General features: G+C 38.5%; 16 protein-coding genes. 12 read left to right on the top strand and 4 right to left on the bottom strand.

Going from position 1 to position 14,734, the window contains the following annotated elements; all coding sequences use genetic code 11:
* Positions 1–8: 8 nt before the first annotated feature.
* From FR7_RS18110 to FR7_RS18090, 4 genes are all read left to right on the top strand, one after another.
* Positions 9–1,076, top strand: coding sequence for an EFR1 family ferrodoxin (locus tag FR7_RS18110; protein ID WP_007937316.1), 1,068 nt, complete (start codon positions 9–11; stop codon positions 1,074–1,076).
* Between the two features lie 232 nt (positions 1,077–1,308).
* Positions 1,309–2,487 carry a trans-sulfuration enzyme family protein gene (locus tag FR7_RS18100; protein WP_007937312.1) on the top strand — a complete coding sequence of 393 codons (1,179 nt, stop codon included), beginning with the start codon at positions 1,309–1,311 and terminating at the stop codon, positions 2,485–2,487.
* Between the two features lie 227 nt (positions 2,488–2,714).
* A complete protein-coding gene (locus tag FR7_RS18095) occupies positions 2,715–3,377 on the top strand; it encodes a flavodoxin family protein (RefSeq protein WP_007937310.1) in 663 nt (220 codons plus the stop codon).
* The gene (locus FR7_RS18090; protein WP_007937308.1) at positions 3,364–4,164 is read left to right on the top strand and encodes a nitroreductase family protein; all 801 of its coding nucleotides are present in this window, start codon (positions 3,364–3,366) and stop codon (positions 4,162–4,164) included. The genes FR7_RS18095 and FR7_RS18090 overlap by 14 nt, the downstream gene beginning before the upstream one ends.
* A 237-nt stretch (positions 4,165–4,401) precedes the next feature.
* On the opposite strand, the gene FR7_RS18085 is transcribed toward FR7_RS18090, so the two are convergent.
* Positions 4,402–5,256, bottom strand: a complete 855-nt coding sequence (locus FR7_RS18085) for an SDR family oxidoreductase (protein ID WP_007937306.1) — start codon at positions 5,254–5,256, stop codon at positions 4,402–4,404.
* Between the two features lie 192 nt (positions 5,257–5,448).
* Between FR7_RS18085 and FR7_RS18080 the strand changes: the two genes are divergently transcribed.
* Entirely contained in the window at positions 5,449–5,841 is a 393-nt protein-coding gene (locus tag FR7_RS18080) for a hypothetical protein (RefSeq protein ID WP_007937304.1), read from the top strand.
* A gap of 81 nt (positions 5,842–5,922) precedes the next feature.
* Here FR7_RS18080 and FR7_RS18075 read toward each other — a convergent pair whose 3' ends face one another.
* Together FR7_RS18075 and FR7_RS18070 are read right to left on the bottom strand one after the other, a co-directional pair.
* The gene (locus FR7_RS18075; RefSeq protein WP_007937297.1) at positions 5,923–6,390 is read right to left on the bottom strand and encodes an EVE domain-containing protein; all 468 of its coding nucleotides are present in this window, start codon (positions 6,388–6,390) and stop codon (positions 5,923–5,925) included.
* A gap of 297 nt (positions 6,391–6,687) precedes the next feature.
* The gene (locus FR7_RS18070; protein ID WP_007937296.1) at positions 6,688–7,452 is read right to left on the bottom strand and encodes a DUF2087 domain-containing protein; all 765 of its coding nucleotides are present in this window, start codon (positions 7,450–7,452) and stop codon (positions 6,688–6,690) included.
* Positions 7,453–7,723: 271 nt separating this feature from the next.
* Here FR7_RS18070 and FR7_RS18065 point away from each other — a divergent pair, with 271 nt between their 5' ends.
* From FR7_RS18065 to FR7_RS18050, 4 genes are all read left to right on the top strand, one after another.
* Positions 7,724–8,191, top strand: a complete 468-nt coding sequence (locus tag FR7_RS18065) for a DoxX family protein (RefSeq protein WP_237714901.1) — start codon at positions 7,724–7,726, stop codon at positions 8,189–8,191.
* Positions 8,192–8,305: 114 nt separating this feature from the next.
* Positions 8,306–9,451, top strand: coding sequence for a metallophosphoesterase (locus FR7_RS18060; protein ID WP_007937294.1), 1,146 nt, complete (start codon positions 8,306–8,308; stop codon positions 9,449–9,451).
* A gap of 252 nt (positions 9,452–9,703) precedes the next feature.
* Positions 9,704–10,141: a hypothetical protein gene (locus FR7_RS18055; protein WP_007937293.1), complete on the top strand. Its 438-nt coding sequence runs from the start codon at positions 9,704–9,706 to the stop codon at positions 10,139–10,141.
* A 205-nt stretch (positions 10,142–10,346) separates the two neighbouring features.
* Positions 10,347–10,883 (top strand): peroxiredoxin, encoded by a 537-nt coding sequence (locus FR7_RS18050; protein ID WP_007937292.1) that lies wholly within the window; start codon positions 10,347–10,349, stop codon positions 10,881–10,883.
* A gap of 422 nt (positions 10,884–11,305) precedes the next feature.
* Here the strand turns inward: FR7_RS18050 and FR7_RS18045 are convergent, their stop codons facing one another.
* Positions 11,306–11,941 carry a flavodoxin family protein gene (locus FR7_RS18045; protein ID WP_007937282.1) on the bottom strand — a complete coding sequence of 212 codons (636 nt, stop codon included), beginning with the start codon at positions 11,939–11,941 and terminating at the stop codon, positions 11,306–11,308.
* A 277-nt stretch (positions 11,942–12,218) separates the two neighbouring features.
* On the opposite strand from FR7_RS18045, the gene FR7_RS18040 reads away from it, so the two are divergent.
* The 3 genes from FR7_RS18040 to FR7_RS18030 all read left to right on the top strand — a co-directional run bounded on the left by FR7_RS18040 (position 12,219) and on the right by FR7_RS18030 (position 14,714).
* Positions 12,219–13,154: a hypothetical protein gene (locus FR7_RS18040; protein ID WP_007937280.1), complete on the top strand. Its 936-nt coding sequence runs from the start codon at positions 12,219–12,221 to the stop codon at positions 13,152–13,154.
* A 248-nt stretch (positions 13,155–13,402) separates the two neighbouring features.
* Positions 13,403–14,074: a CoA transferase subunit A gene (locus FR7_RS18035; protein ID WP_007937278.1), complete on the top strand. Its 672-nt coding sequence runs from the start codon at positions 13,403–13,405 to the stop codon at positions 14,072–14,074.
* The gene (locus FR7_RS18030; RefSeq protein WP_007937277.1) at positions 14,058–14,714 is read left to right on the top strand and encodes a 3-oxoacid CoA-transferase subunit B; all 657 of its coding nucleotides are present in this window, start codon (positions 14,058–14,060) and stop codon (positions 14,712–14,714) included. Before FR7_RS18035 ends, FR7_RS18030 begins: the two co-directional genes overlap by 17 nt.
* Positions 14,715–14,734: the final 20 nt, after the last annotated feature.

Genomic DNA, 14,734 nt, shown 5'->3' with positions numbered 1-14,734 from the left:
TGAAGTGCGTGTTTGATAAAATAGTTGTATTTTTTATGACAGGTACCGGAAATTCATATCAGGTAGCTGCATGGTTTGTAGAGGAAGCAGCTGCACTCGGTATAGAAACGCAAGTGCAGCAAATTAAAGTGACAAAACTTTCTATTGAACCTAATCGTAGAACGCTGTGTGTATTTACATTTCCTACTCATGGATTTACAGCCCCTTGGTTATTATTAAAACAGATTTTATATCTTCCTAGGGGCAAGGGGACGGCTGCTGTGGTTCTTCCTTCGCGAGCTGGCACTAGGATCAAAGGAATTTCACTTCCGGGAATGGAAGGAACAGCTGGTTATCTAACGGCTTGTCTATTATTTTTGAAAGGGTATAGGGTAAAAGGCGTTATCGGTGTAGATATGCCTAGCAACTGGACTGCAGTCCATTGGGGATTAAACAAAGAAAATAAAGAGTTTATTATTTCAGCAGCAGAGCCAAAAGTGAAGCATTTTGCTAAAGTGATTTTAAATGGACAAAAATCTTTTCATGGGATTGTTCCTTTAGCGTTAGGGTTATGGCTAGCTCCTATTTCTGTAATGTATTTGATTCTGGGACAGTTAATACTTAGTAAATTGTTCTTTGCCTCAGACAAGTGTATAGGCTGCCAGCAATGTGCTGACCTTTGCCCTAAACAGGCAATTTTAATGGTTGGAGCAAAAAGAAAGCGTCCTTACTGGACTTACTCCTGCGACAGTTGCATGGCTTGCATGAATTATTGCCCTTATGAAGCTGTAGAGGTAAGTCCAATTATCGGAATTATATTCTATTTTATAGGTACAATACCGATTTCAACCTATATACTGAACCATTTTGTTACCCTGCCTTTTTCTTGGCTGCCGATCAATTGGGATGGAATCATACAATATATTTATGTTCTAAGTTCTGTTTTTCTAGCATATTTGCTGCTGCATGCTGCTCTAGGCTGGCGCTTTTTCTGCATAATCTTTAGCAAGCTTACTCATACTCGCTATTTTCGTAGGTATCATGCTCCCAATGTAAGCGTAAAGAACCTCAATCAACGGAGTATCATCGATGACTAATCGGTCTACAGCAAGTCTTTCTATTATGAATGATATCTGGTGCATAGTGAAGTTGGCAGTTGACACAAAATATGAATTGATGTACGATAACAGAAATAATAAGTTAAATAAGCTGATTGGAAAACCAAAGGCTTCGCCACTTTTTGAAAAAGAATTGGTGAGGTCTTTTTTTGCGTCGGAAGTTGCAAGTCCTTTTACTAGAAACAAAAAATATAAAGGAAGGTGCTAAAAAATGGATCAGGAAAAAATTGCTTTTCGGACAAAATGTGTTCACACAGGAAATGGTATTGATAAGGAAACGGGAAGTATCAGACGTCCTATTACCATGGCAAACAGTTACAGACTTCCAGAAGATGCATCCACTTTGAATTGGAGTGACCCCAATCAGCTTGTTTATACGAGAAATACTTCTGCAAATCAGATTTATTTGCAGGAAAAATTAGCTGCTTTGGAAGGCGGAGAAGATTGCGTAGTACTGGGAACTGGTGTTGCGGCACTAGCAGGAGTCTTTTTTACATTCTTAGATCAAAATGCACATATTATTTGTTCGAATGTTTCCTATGTAGCTGTGTATCGACTTTTGCATGAGTATTTTCCAGATAAATATGGAGTGGAAGTGACGCTGCTCGATACTGCGAATTTGGATGAAATCAAAAAAGCAGTACGCCCAAATACAAAGATTATTCATATTGAAACCCCTGGCAATCCTACGACAAGAGTCAGCGATATTGCTGAAATCGCAAAGATCGCTAAAGCTGTCGGTGCTTTACTTACGGTAGATAGCACTTTTGCCTCTCCTTTCTTGCAGCGTCCTCTTGAATTGGGAGCTGATCTTGTTATACATAGTTTAACCAAGTATATCAATGGTCACGGTGATGCTATGGGTGGAGCCGTCATTGGAGGAAAGGAACTGATTGATAAAATAAAACGCCAAGCTATGGTGAATTTGGGAGGAGCGATCAGCCCTTTTAATGCATGGCTGATTATGCGTGGTGTTGTAACATTGCCATTACGTATGAAACAGCATAGTGAAAGTGCCTTAAAAATTGCCCATTTTCTGGAGGAACATCCCGCAATCGCATTTGTTGCTTATCCTGGTCTTGCAAGCCATCCTCAGCATGAAATTGCAAAAAAACAAATGACGATGTTTTCCGGCGTGATATCATTTGGCCTTAAAGGTGATGTAAATATTCATAATAAATTTGTGAACTCCCTTAACTTGATTGTTCCGGCTGTATCCATTGGTCATGACGAAAGCCTTATTGTTTATACAGGGCCGACAGATGAAAGAAATCATTTCTATCCAGAAGAATTTAAGAATGGACATCTTCGCTTTAGCGTCGGCCTGGAAGAGGCTGATGATATTATTAACGATTTAAAACAGGCATTGAAAAAAGCAGGATTACTATAACATTAAAAAAACAATGAACCACGAAGAGAAGGTTGGAATCATCTTCATCTTTTCGCGGTCATTGCTTTTTCTATGTTCTTAAAGAACGTTACCTACTAGCAGGATTTGTTTCGAGGTATCCTTTTGGGTAGTATCTGACTTAAAAGTGCATACTATCTTTTTTAAGGAAATAAGATACAATGAAATGGAGAAGTATAGGTAATAGAATACAAAATGGAGGTAGTTTTATGAAAGTATTGGCGTTGAATGGAAGTCCAAGAAAGGGATGGAATACAGAAATCCTGCTAAAGCATGCTCTGGAGGGGGCTGCATCTCAAGGTGCAGACACAGAGCTTATCCATCTGTATGACCTAAACTTTAAAGGCTGTATAAGCTGTTTCGCCTGTAAATTAAAAGGCGGTAAAAGTTATGGAAAGTGTGCTTATCAAGATGAGTTGACGCCGGTTTTAGAAAAAGCAGCCGAAGCCGATGCAATTATTCTTGGTTCACCTGTCTATCTAGGAGCAGCTACTGGTGAGATGAGATCCTTTCTAGAGCGATTCGTTTTTCCTTTTCTAGTCTATGATCTGAATTACTCCAGCCTTTTTCCCAAGAAGATACCGACAGGTTTCATTTATACAATGAATGTGGATGAAAAACGGCTGAAGGATATGGGATACGAACAGCATTTTGGCAATACCCAAATGGCATTAGCCAGAACCTTTGGGAGCTCAGAATCATTGTTAGTTACGGATACCTACCAATTTAGTGATTATTCCAAGTATGTGGTAACTTCATTTAATCCAGTGGAAAAAGCGAAACGAAAGGAAGAAGTATTTCCCATAGATTGCAGTAAGGCATTTGATATGGGGGTCCGTTTTGCAGGAGGCAAGTCCGATGGGGTTAATTGAAGTTAACCAAGAACGCTGTACCCGATGTGGAATTTGTACTGACGTATGTCCTACGCGGGTGTTAGCTATGAGTGAAAATGGTCCGGAAGCAATTGCTCCTGAGGTCTGTATTGCCTGCGGACATTGTGTAGCTGTATGTCCACATCAAGCGCTAGATAATAAGAAAGCACCTCTCAATAAGCAGATTGCGTTAGCGGAATTTCCAGCGTTGCCTGCACAAAAGGCTCAATTATTTCTTAGATCCCGACGATCCATTCGTAAATACAAAGAAAGATCTGTGCCCCGCGAGCAATTATTACAGTTAATTGAAATCGCTCGTTTTGCGCCGACTGCCAGCAATGGGCAGGGTGTATCTTATATAATTATAGAGAATAAAGAGTTAATTGAGAAGTTAATAGAAGTAGTAATTGAATGGATGGAGAGCCAAATTTCTGTACACTGGAGTTTTCTTCTTCATGTGAAAGCATATAGAGAAGATAAGAAAGACACAATCTTTCGAGGGGCTCCCCACATCATTTTGGCAACTGCCAATAAAGATTTTTCCCGCGGGCGTGAGAATACTGTTTTCGCTTTAACATACCTGGAATTGTATGCAACGACCTTGGGCCTCGGATCTTGCTGGGCTGGACTGTTTGAAATATGTGCGTTTTCAGGTTATAAACCTTTACTGGAATTGCTGAATATACCAGAAGGAAAAGAAATAACCGGCACCGTGATGGTTGGCTATCCACAATATAAGTACCAAAGACTGGTAGATCGCAACCCCTTAGATGTCACTTGGCTATGACATAGGGATGGAATAAGGCAATTAGTATTATAATTGGGGAAATGTGCGAACCACGAAGATCGTTTTTAAGTATAGTTTCTAGTGGAAAAGAGAGGAAAGAATGGTGTAACCGCAGAGGCGCAGAGTGCGCTGAGGGAAACAGTGTTCTCTGCGCCTCTGCGGTTAAAAAAGATGCGCTATCGTTATTCTTACAATTTTGTGAGTAAAATGTAGCAAGTTGTAGGTATGGTTAGCGGATTAGCCATTTACAATGGTACCGCCATTGACGTGAAGGATTTGTCCTGACATATAGCTTGAGTCAGCGGAAGCGAGAAATACATAGCAAGGGGCTACTTCCGCTGGCTGACCTGCACGTTTCATTGGGGTATTTTGCCCGAACTGTGCTACATGCTGATCGTTAAAGGAAGCAGGTATCAAAGGTGTCCAAATGGGACCAGGGGCTACGCCATTGACACGGATGCCTTGTCCTATTAAAGATTGAGATAAGGAACGGGTAAAAGAAACAATAGCACCTTTTGTTGCAGAGTAGTCAATTAATTGTTCATTTCCTTCATAGGCAGTGACCGAAGCAGTATTAATAATGGCACTGCCATATTTTAAATGTGGCAGTGCAGCTTTACTAAGGTAGAAATAAGAAAAAATATTGGTCCGAAAGGTTCTTTCCAGCTGTAAGGCGGAAATATTCTGAAGGCTTGTCTGTACATGCTGTTCAGCTGCATTATTGACGAGTATGTCTAATTGGCCAAATTCTTTTACTGTTTCTGCGACGACTTGCTGGCAGAAGGTTTCATTGCCAATGTCGCCGGCAATTATTAAACAGCGTTTTCCTGTTTCCTCCACCAAGTTTTTTGTCTCGCCTGCGTCAGCATGCTCATTAAGATAGGAGATAACCACATTGGCGCCCTCTTTGGCAAAGGCTAATGCTACAGCGCGACCGATGCCGCTGTCTCCGCCGCTGATTAAAGCTACTTTATTTTCCAGCTTACTGCTGGATCGGTAGTTATCACTAATGGAAATGGGGCGGGGATTCATTTGTGATTCAATTCCCGGCTGCTGATCCTGATGTTGTGGTGGGAAGCTTTGCTGGTTCATGTTTACACCTCTTCAAAGATAATGATGCTATAGTCTCCCCAAATCAATACTTTGTAATACTGTATATTATCATTGTGGATTTATTTCATAGTATGCTCTTTAACTGATAAATTACCATTTTAAAATCACCAGAAACTTCCAGGTATTAGTTTTTTTCATTGCGCTCATAATATGTAGTGTAAAGGGTTCGTAATGGTTGAGCCAAGACTGGTATCGGATCTTAATCGGTTCGGTATTGGTCGGCCAAAGAGTATTGTCGGGTCGAGAGGTTCGGCAGTAGTCGGCGGGCAGATCGTTATATGTCTTGTAAGGCTGTACGGCAGCCCAACTGTTGTCGTGTGGTCGAAAGGGATGTATAGCGGTCGAGCTAAGACTGCCATGGGTTCTGAAATGATAAGGGTCGGCCGTTGTCGGGAGATTGCGACCGGTTCGGTAGGTATCTGTGGCAGTCGAGCAAAGGTCAGTATCGGTTGTGTAATGCTTGTGGGTAGTCGAAAGATTGCGTATAGGTATGTAATGATCGGTATTGGCTGTAGCGTAGATCATTACGGGCTCTTTTTAAGGCTAGCGGATTTATTCCGTTAGCTTTTGCTTTATGCTTTTGGTAAGTATGGAAAAAATGATGAAACGCGAAGACACGAAGATGTACAAAGAACACGATGGAATTTATTCCTTATTCTTCATAACCTTCGCCTCTTCGCGTTTCAAAATGTTTTTTTCCTCATAGTGCAGCTTGCTTAGCTCTAGTATGTAGTTCCAGTGTTCTTCACTTACAGGCATAACGGAAAGACGTGATTGACGCACGAGTTCCCATTCTTGAAAGAGAGCATTACTTTTAATTTTTTTTAATGTTACTGGCCTGTTTAAGGGATAACGTGGTTTAACATCGACTACGATGAACCGTTCATCAGTCTCATTTGGATCAGGATAAAAAGTTGAGATGACTTCAGCCACTCCGATAATTGCTTTTTCTTTTCCAGTATGATAAATAAAGACAAGGTCGCCTAATTTCATTTGCTTCATATGCTTTAATGCTGCAAAGTTTTTTACACCATTCCAGCGGTCCTGCCCCAACTTCTCAAGATCACCATAACTGAAACTTTCCGGTTCTGTTTTTGCAAGCCAATAAGCCATAGTATCACTCCTTATTTGATTGATCTAATGCATGTCTTTATTATATAGTATTTACCATTTTAGCAGAAATATAAATCTAATCTTATTTATGAGAGCAGAAAGAAAGTATTGTGTAAAAAAGATAAACCGCGAAGGCGCGAAGAACTACGTAGCGCACGAAAAGTAATATAGTTACATTCCGTTCTTCGTAATCTTCCCAGCTTCGCGGTTCAAAAATTAAAAAGCGGATATCCTAAACATTGAATTAACTTATCAGGTGGAAATACTCCAGCTCCAATTAAGTCTTTGGTTGTTTAATTACAATGTAAGCCAGTAGGAACTGCCATCCTGAGTTCGTGCCATAAATCCATAATCGATAAGAAGACGGCGCAAAAGCACATAATCTTCATATAAAGGTTTTAGTATGGCGTTTACTTCTTTTTCAGTATAACGCTGATTGGCAGTAAATTTCTTAAGAATATGCCGCAGGATAGCTACTCGTTTTTTTTCTTTGAGAGGAAAGGAATCTAAAGGACCGTTAAGCCCTTGTTTAAAATAACTGTTTAAAATACTTTCGTTCTCCTGCTCTGTAATTGCAAAGCGCTCATCCACTTGCTTTGCATTACGCGGAATGTCAATAAAACTTTGTTTCTTTGGTGTTTGTTCTCCTAGCAGCTCCATAATTGCTAAAAAGATTTTGGCTTGTTTCTGCTTTTCCCGTAAGGAAAAACGATGATTGCGGATGGTTGATGTACTGCCTGTCTCCAATACTTTTGCTACATCATTATCACTATTTCCCTCATAGAAAAGCTCAAGAATTAGCTTTTGATGATCAGTCAATCCGGTTAATTTTTTATCTAGATTAAGCAAAAAGTGAAAAGATGAATGATGGTATTTGGCAATATGAATTTCAATATATTTTTTTGCTTCATATAGAATATTATTCTCAGGATAGATGATGCCATTTTGGATATTTTCGCCGCAGATGAGGCATGTAAATTCATCGGCATCTTCATTGTACAAATACCCTTGTTTGATTTCATTTTGCGTTGCATGCCAAAATAATTCTGGAATGTTGTTCATGTTATAGACACCTCTTTAAAATATCTAGTTAATATATAGATATTATAAGTCTTTATCTAGTTCATAGTCAAGACATAATTGTGATTTGTTTAGATTTTCCATAGACCTAGTAAAATAATGTCTATAAAAGCAGCGTGTCCTTATGGTGAGAAATAATCGTTAGGGATAGACCTCCAGCAGGATTTTGCATTATAATGTAAAATAAAAAGAAATATAGTCTTTATAGTTAATGATTTAGATTAGAATACATAGAAAAGAGGGGATAATGGATATGAAAAAACTTTTGATTTGGCTTAATCAATGGAGCGTTTCTTATATTGATCTTGGATTGTTAGTATTTCGTTTGGTACTAGGTGGTATGTTTATGTGGCATGGATATCCTAAGATTGCTGGCGGAGTTGAAAAATGGGCTGCTCTGGGGAAATCGATGGAGGTATTTGGCATTGCATTTGCTCCAGCTTTTTGGGGCTTTATGTCTGCATTTGCAGAATTCTTTGGAGGATTGTTTTTTGCCATTGGATTTTTATATCGTCCCATGTCTTTATTGTTAGCGAGCAATATGCTTGTTGCTTTTTCTACTCAGATGTTGAGTGACAAAGGATTAATGAAGGCTTCTCAATCCTTTGAAAATGGAGGAAGTTTCTTTGCAGCATTCTTTATTGGACCAGGCAGATATAGTTTGGATGAGTTAATGGGATTGAATGAAGCAAAGAAATCTCGATTTGCTAAATTTGAATAAAAAAACTAAAAAGTTGTTATCCTAAGAATTCTAAATCCTATTAAATTTGCCAGTCAATTGCGTGCTTCTATTTGTAAACTTATTTCGATGGACAGAAAGGAATAGGAGTCATAGATGAATTCTTATATTCTGATATTGGGTGTATTGTTATTGGTTTATGCTGCAGGTAATTATTATATTGGTTTACGCTTTTTTCAATCTTTCCGCAGCATAATAGAACCTTATACGGTGTTTTATTGGAGCGGATATGCTTTTTTAGCAATTTCTAAATTGGTGGGAAGAATCGGGAGAAGAAAATTTCCGGGCTTTGCGAATGATATCATTATTATTATTGGGGATTACTGGCTTGCGGCAGCGTATTACTTTTTTCTATTCTGGATTATAATCGACTTTGGAAATTTTCTAAGTGATGTATTGTTTCATAGGCCGATCATCCAAGGGCCATCGTTAGGTTTGATTATGCTGATGTTAGTTGGATTGCTTTTGATTTACGGGAGATGGAATGCTTGTAATCCTCGTGTTCAGCGTTATGATGTGGTGATTCCAAAGGATGTGAGTAATTTATCAAGTATTCATGCAGTTATGGTGTCAGATGTGCATCTTGGTACGATTGTTGACAATACTCGTCTTGAAAAAATGGTCAATACAATTAACGAACTAAATCCTGATATTGTATTTCTGGTAGGAGATACCATTGATGAAGATGTACAGCGTTTCATCAAGATGAAAATGTCAGAAGGCTTAAAAAAATTGAATTCCCAATATGGTGTATTTGCAGTGCTTGGAAATCATGAATATCTCGGAAGTGACAGCCAGATTGCAATAGAGCAATTAAAACAGTCTGGTGTCTGCGTACTGCGTGATGAATACCAGTTGGTGAATAATCAGTTTTATATCGTTGGACGGGATGATCCTACATCAGTTAAGGTAAGGGGACAGCAGCGGCTGGATCTGTCTGCGGTAATGCAAGGTATTGATACAAATCTGCCTATTATTTTACTTGATCATCAACCCTTCAAATTGACTGAAGGACAGCTTAATGGTGTTGATCTGCAGTTATCCGGGCATACCCATCATGGACAGTTTTTCCCTAATCAGTATATAACCAAGCGCATGTTTGAAATTGACTGGGGTTATTTGAAAAAAGATCGTTATCAGGTAATTGTCTCTTGCGGTTTTGGTACATGGGGCCCTCCGATACGAATTGGTAATTGTCCAGAAATTATTGATTTGATGATCCATTTTGATAAAGAAGCATAAGGAGCAATAAAGCATAGACTGCTGGTGAGGAATTCTTTACCGGCGGTCTGTTTTGTATTAAATCCTCATTGTCTAACTTTATGGATAATTATTATTAAAGACAAAAAAAAATTAATAAAATTTTAAAATTAAGAAGGAATAAACAAAATAATGTTGAATAGTTTTAATAGAGAAAGGAAAACATAGATCTAATTAAATATATTAATGTTGCCTTTCGAAATAAGTTACTAAAAAAAAGGAGGAGTATATTCAATGACAACCAAAAAAAATGAGGGTAATATGCCAGATTGCAGTACCGCAGGTAAGGGATTTGCTCGAACGGAAGATAGTAATATTGCTTCAGAGAGTTGTGGATTACCACCTAGAGGTTATGGTAATACTGATTTTGGCAAAAAGAATGAAGCTCTGAAAGAGGATGATAGTAAACTAGATTGCAGCACAGCAGGTAAGGGGTTTGCTCGGACGGAAGATAGTAATATCGCTTCAGAGAGCTGCGGATTACCACCTAGAGGCTATGGTAATACTGATTTTGGCAAGCAGGACGAACCTGTACAAGAAGATAATAATATAAAAGATTGCAGTACGGCAGGTAAGGGATTTGCTCGGACAGAAGATAGCAATATTGCTCCAGAAAATTGTGCTTTCCCAACTAGAGGATACGCCACGACTGATTTCGGCAAGAAAAAATAATGTAATCTTAATAGCTTTTAAATAAAGGATATAAAATTATTCATATTATCATCTATAGAATTCAATTTCATTATATTTAAATTACTGATTATGAAAAATCCTTTATCAAATAAAGTTAATTAAAAGAAAAAGATTACAAAAGCTATTGACAAAATATAGAATTTATTTAATAACAATAATTATTATCGATAGAAGGAGTGGTTACATGTCAGCTAAAGTTGGTCAAAAAGCCCCGCATTTCACTATGTCTACTACAGAGAATATAGAAACATTGGAGCATGTTGTAAAGCTTGAAGATTATCAAGGAAAATGGCTGGTTCTTTTCTTTTATCCCTTAGATTTTACATTCGTTTGCCCAACAGAAATCAAAGGATTTAATTCTAAGTTAGATGAATTCAAGAAGATTAATGCAGAAATCCTTGGTGTTAGTACTGACAGTGTATATTCACATCGTGCTTGGATTAGAGCTTCAAGAGAAGAAGGCGGATTAGGTGAACTTAGCTATCCACTTGCATCTGATATTACAAAACAAGTATCCAGAGATTATGATGTTTTAATTGAAGAACAAGGTGTGTCTCTGCGAGGTTTGTTTATCATTGATCCAGAAGGTATAATTCGTTATCAAATCGTTAGCGATTTAAATGTAGGACGCAGTGTGGATGAAATATTGCGGGTATTAAAAGCTTTCCAAACTGGCGGATTATGCCCAATCGATTGGCAGCCCGGTGAGAAAACACTATAATTTACATAAATGATTCACAGAGCAAATTGCTCTGTTTGAACATAAAAATAAGCAGAAAAACATGTATATGTTTTTCTGCTTATTTTTTATGGCTCAACACCAAATGTCCACTTGACGCTATTGTCATTGCCGCGCTCCGCTCGCAACGGCCATGAAATAAATCACAGGAGTGTCAGAAAAGACATCCGATGCTTTTTTTAAGGGACTTTTTTGATAATGACGAACAGAGCAAATAGAACGATTTAACCGCAGAGACGCAGAGGACGCTGAGGAGATTTTTAACCCTATCTTTTCTCTGTGTTCTCTGCGTCTCTGCGGTTCGATTATTTTTCCACGCATTTTCTATACCCTTTTTAAAGGGCTTTTCTTGATAATGACAAAGGATGCAGATGAAGTGAAACTTCATCTGCATATAGCCAGCTTTATCGTATGAAATTTGTAAATACCTTTTCTTCTTGAGGAAGAGGTGGTATTTGCGTTTTCCCAGCAGCTAGTGTTTTCATAAGCCAAGCCATATTTTTGCCTAGAACTCTAAGAATTTGCTGACCTTCATGATCATCTTTGACTTCTGCGGGTGCTGTACCATGGATTACATTCCAGTAGTTAGAGGCTGGCATAATCATTTCAGCATAGTTAATATAATGGTTTAGAGCATCGAAAGTTGCTACACCGCCGGAACGGCGGACTGCCGCAAGGGTTGCTCCGACTTTGTGGCGGAGTAATCCTCCATTTACACTTGTTACATAAAATACACGATCTAAAAAGGATTTCATAGTGCCGGCAATGCCTGAAAAATGTACAGGAGATCCCAGCAAAATACCATCGGCTTCTTTGATTTTCTGGATAGATTCATTGACTTCATCATTTGGAATGACACAGCGTTCATTCAGGTTCTTAGCACAGCCTCCACAGGCTAAGCAGCCTCTGATGATTTTATTGCCAATATGGATGATTTCAAACTCAATTCCCTCAGCTAGTAATGCTTCCCCTACTTGTTCTAATGAATGATATGTATTACCCTTGCTGTTTGGACTTCCATTAATAGCGATGACTTTCATTAGTTCCTCCTTCTTGTATCGCCTTTGTACTTGAAGCCAGGCGACCAGTATTTATTTGGTTTAGTCTATAGTAATTCAACACAAATGACAAGAACGCACTTTTTGGTAGGGTGCTTACTAAAAAGTAAGCTCACTATAAAATAAATGAATTGTGAAATGGAGGGGGCGACCTGTGCTGGTGTTGTCTTATAAAAATTGAATATATATGTCAGTTGCTTTTTTGGTAGGCAAACGATAAAATTTATGTTAATAAGTTGAAAGGCAAAGGTGATAACGATTGAAAAACTCTTTTCATATAAAAATCGTTTTTAGTATGATCATGCTGGTGCTGTTGGCGGTCTTAAGCGGCTGTACTGGCTCTGAAAAGCAAAAGGGAGTCAGTAATCAAACAATAGAGGAAAGTCGTGTCAAAGAAGATAAGATTATTATGGATGAATTTAATGCATTGCTGCAAAAAGATAATAGTGAAGTAAAAGACGTATTCGAATTTGTTAATAAAAAGATAGCTGCTGTTACACCGCAAAGTGCATCAATTATGCTCAATGCCCTTGAAAATAAGCAACAAGCTGCATTGATTAAAATGAAAGACACTTACGAGGCTGATGCAATACAACAAAAACTGGTAAAAGAGTTTAAAGGAGATCTTACAGACAGTTCTTTACAGGGAATACAAGATCGGGAAACAAAAGAATTATTGCTGAAGACGAAAAGCAATGGCTTTAAAGTGGAGACAGCAGAAGGTTTCTATTTTCCTGTTCTTGATTATTCCCTATATAAGCAGTATCACTCGAATGTAACGCCAGATATTGCTGCTTATATCGACATCATGGCTATTGAATCGGATATCACTCCTGTCAAAGATGCCGCACTTATGATTGGCTGGGAAGAAATTATTAAACGCGGCATAAGTCAGGAAAAGTTTATACAAGAGTATCACAATTCTCCTAAAGCAGCTGATGTAAAGAAACTACTTAAAAATTACCTTGTTTTTGCCCTATATGGAACGAATAATACACCTTTATTTCAATATGAGGATAAGCAAATGTCGCCCGAAGCTAAAGAAATATATTCACACTCTACATGGAGTGGCAGCGGCAGCGGCAGCTTTTCTAAGATTATGGTAGAGTATACAGTACTCGTGAAAAATAATAACTATAATTTAACTCAAGAAGTTGACGAATATAGAAAAAAAGTAATTCAGGAATTTTATTAGACCAGAAAGATAAATGAAATAAGCTTTAAATCTTAAATTGTTTAGCCTGGTATCCATAACCCGGTTGTACACCAGTTTTTGTAAAATTGAAAATCTGTAATACCTTTTTCGTATTGTTCCTCTTTTATTCTATATTTAAAAGTGATCAAAATGATATAAACCAATGATTTTTAATGATTGTAATTAGATGATATACTGTGGGCAATAAGAAGTCCATAGGATATGACAATAATGAAGTGGGGGAAAGTATGGTAAAAATCTGCACAGCGAAAGAGGCGGTAGAAAGTATTTCAGAAGGGATGTCAATTATGATTGGCGGTTTTCTCAATGTAGGTGCGCCAGAGAATTTGATACAGGCTTTAGTTGAAAAAGGTGTTAAGAATTTAACGATTATTTCCAATGATACAGGGTTTGCAGGTAAAGGGATTGGAAAATTGCAAGATCATAAACAAGTTGCCAAAGTTTATACTTCTTATGTAGGAGGACATCCGGCATATGGTCAGTGTATGGACTCAGGCGAAGTTGAAGTTGTTCTAGTACCCCAGGGAACGCTGGCAGAGCAAATCCGTGCGGCTGGAGCAGGTTTAGGGGGAGTATTAACCCCTACAGGTGTGGGAACGATAGCTGCTCAAGGAAAGCAGGAAGTGGTTATTCATGATAAGACGTATCTTATGGAACTTGCCTTGTCCGCTGATGTGGCATTCATTAAAGCACATCAGGCTGATACCAGCGGGAATTTAGTCTACCGCCGTTGTGCCAGAAATTTTAATCCCATTATGGCGACAGCGGCCAAGATTGTGATTGCAGAAGTCGAAGAAATTGTTCCTGTAGGAGCCATCGACCCTGATCAGGTGATAACACCCGGTATTTTTGTGGATTTTATAGTCAAAGGGGACATCGAGTATGGCAGGAATGGATAAGCGTATTCGGGTGGCTCAGCGAGTTGCTCAAGAACTTAAGAATGGTGAAGTGGTCAACTTAGGTATTGGTTTGCCTACTTTAGTTGCCAATTATCTGCCTCAGGGAATTGCTATTATTCTTCACTCAGAGAATGGTTTTCTAGGTATTGGCGCAGAACCAGAGTGTGGAAAAGAAGATAAAGATTTGGTCAATGCCGGGGGAAAATCCGTTAGTATCTTACCCAATGGCAGTTGCTTTGACAGTGCCATGTCCTTTGCGATTATACGTGGGGGGCATGTGGATGTAACCGTACTTGGTGCATTGGAAGTAGATGAAAAAGGAAACTTAGCAAATTGGATGGTACCAGGCAAAAAGGTTACTGGTATGGGGGGAGCCATGGATTTAGTTACAGGTGCAAAAAAAGTAATAATTGCCATGGAACATGTAAATAAAGATGGCTCGCCCAAAATTGTCAAGGAATGTACAATGCCTTTAACAGCAAAGGGAGAAGTCGATTTAATCGTAACCGACATGGCAGTCATTGCAGTTCAGTCAGATGGCCTGCATCTGCTGGAAATTGGTGAAGGTACTACTGTAGAAGAAGTATTGTCTTCAACAGGTGCGAGACTGATTTTACCAAAAGACGGTATTGCTATTTAGATAAAGCACCCCTATTCTTC

Origin of the sequence: Pelosinus fermentans DSM 17108 (assembly GCF_000271485.2) — a bacterium.
Lineage (GTDB): Bacteria > Bacillota > Negativicutes > DSM-13327 > DSM-13327 > Pelosinus > Pelosinus fermentans.
Note: the sequence above shows the minus strand (reverse complement) of the source record. Positions and strands in the feature narration are given on the sequence as shown.

Bases quoted from the DNA above. Each gene is read 5' to 3' on its own strand.
- FR7_RS18100 (WP_007937312.1), top strand. From the start codon at position 1,309: ATGGATCAGGAAAAAATTGCTTTTCGGACAAAATGTGTTCACACAGGA.
- FR7_RS18095 (WP_007937310.1), top strand. From the start codon at position 2,715: ATGAAAGTATTGGCGTTGAATGGAAGTCCAAGAAAGGGATGGAATACA.
- FR7_RS18090 (WP_007937308.1), top strand. From the start codon at position 3,364: ATGGGGTTAATTGAAGTTAACCAAGAACGCTGTACCCGATGTGGAATT.
- FR7_RS18085 (WP_007937306.1), bottom strand. From the start codon at position 5,256: ATGAACCAGCAAAGCTTCCCACCACAACATCAGGATCAGCAGCCGGGA.
- FR7_RS18080 (WP_007937304.1), top strand. From the start codon at position 5,449: ATGGTTGAGCCAAGACTGGTATCGGATCTTAATCGGTTCGGTATTGGT.
- FR7_RS18075 (WP_007937297.1), bottom strand. From the start codon at position 6,390: ATGGCTTATTGGCTTGCAAAAACAGAACCGGAAAGTTTCAGTTATGGT.
- FR7_RS18070 (WP_007937296.1), bottom strand. From the start codon at position 7,452: ATGAACAACATTCCAGAATTATTTTGGCATGCAACGCAAAATGAAATC.
- FR7_RS18065 (WP_237714901.1), top strand. From the start codon at position 7,724: ATGAAAAAACTTTTGATTTGGCTTAATCAATGGAGCGTTTCTTATATT.
- FR7_RS18060 (WP_007937294.1), top strand. From the start codon at position 8,306: ATGAATTCTTATATTCTGATATTGGGTGTATTGTTATTGGTTTATGCT.
- FR7_RS18055 (WP_007937293.1), top strand. From the start codon at position 9,704: ATGACAACCAAAAAAAATGAGGGTAATATGCCAGATTGCAGTACCGCA.
- FR7_RS18050 (WP_007937292.1), top strand. From the start codon at position 10,347: ATGTCAGCTAAAGTTGGTCAAAAAGCCCCGCATTTCACTATGTCTACT.
- FR7_RS18045 (WP_007937282.1), bottom strand. From the start codon at position 11,941: ATGAAAGTCATCGCTATTAATGGAAGTCCAAACAGCAAGGGTAATACA.
- FR7_RS18035 (WP_007937278.1), top strand. From the start codon at position 13,403: ATGGTAAAAATCTGCACAGCGAAAGAGGCGGTAGAAAGTATTTCAGAA.
- FR7_RS18030 (WP_007937277.1), top strand. From the start codon at position 14,058: ATGGCAGGAATGGATAAGCGTATTCGGGTGGCTCAGCGAGTTGCTCAA.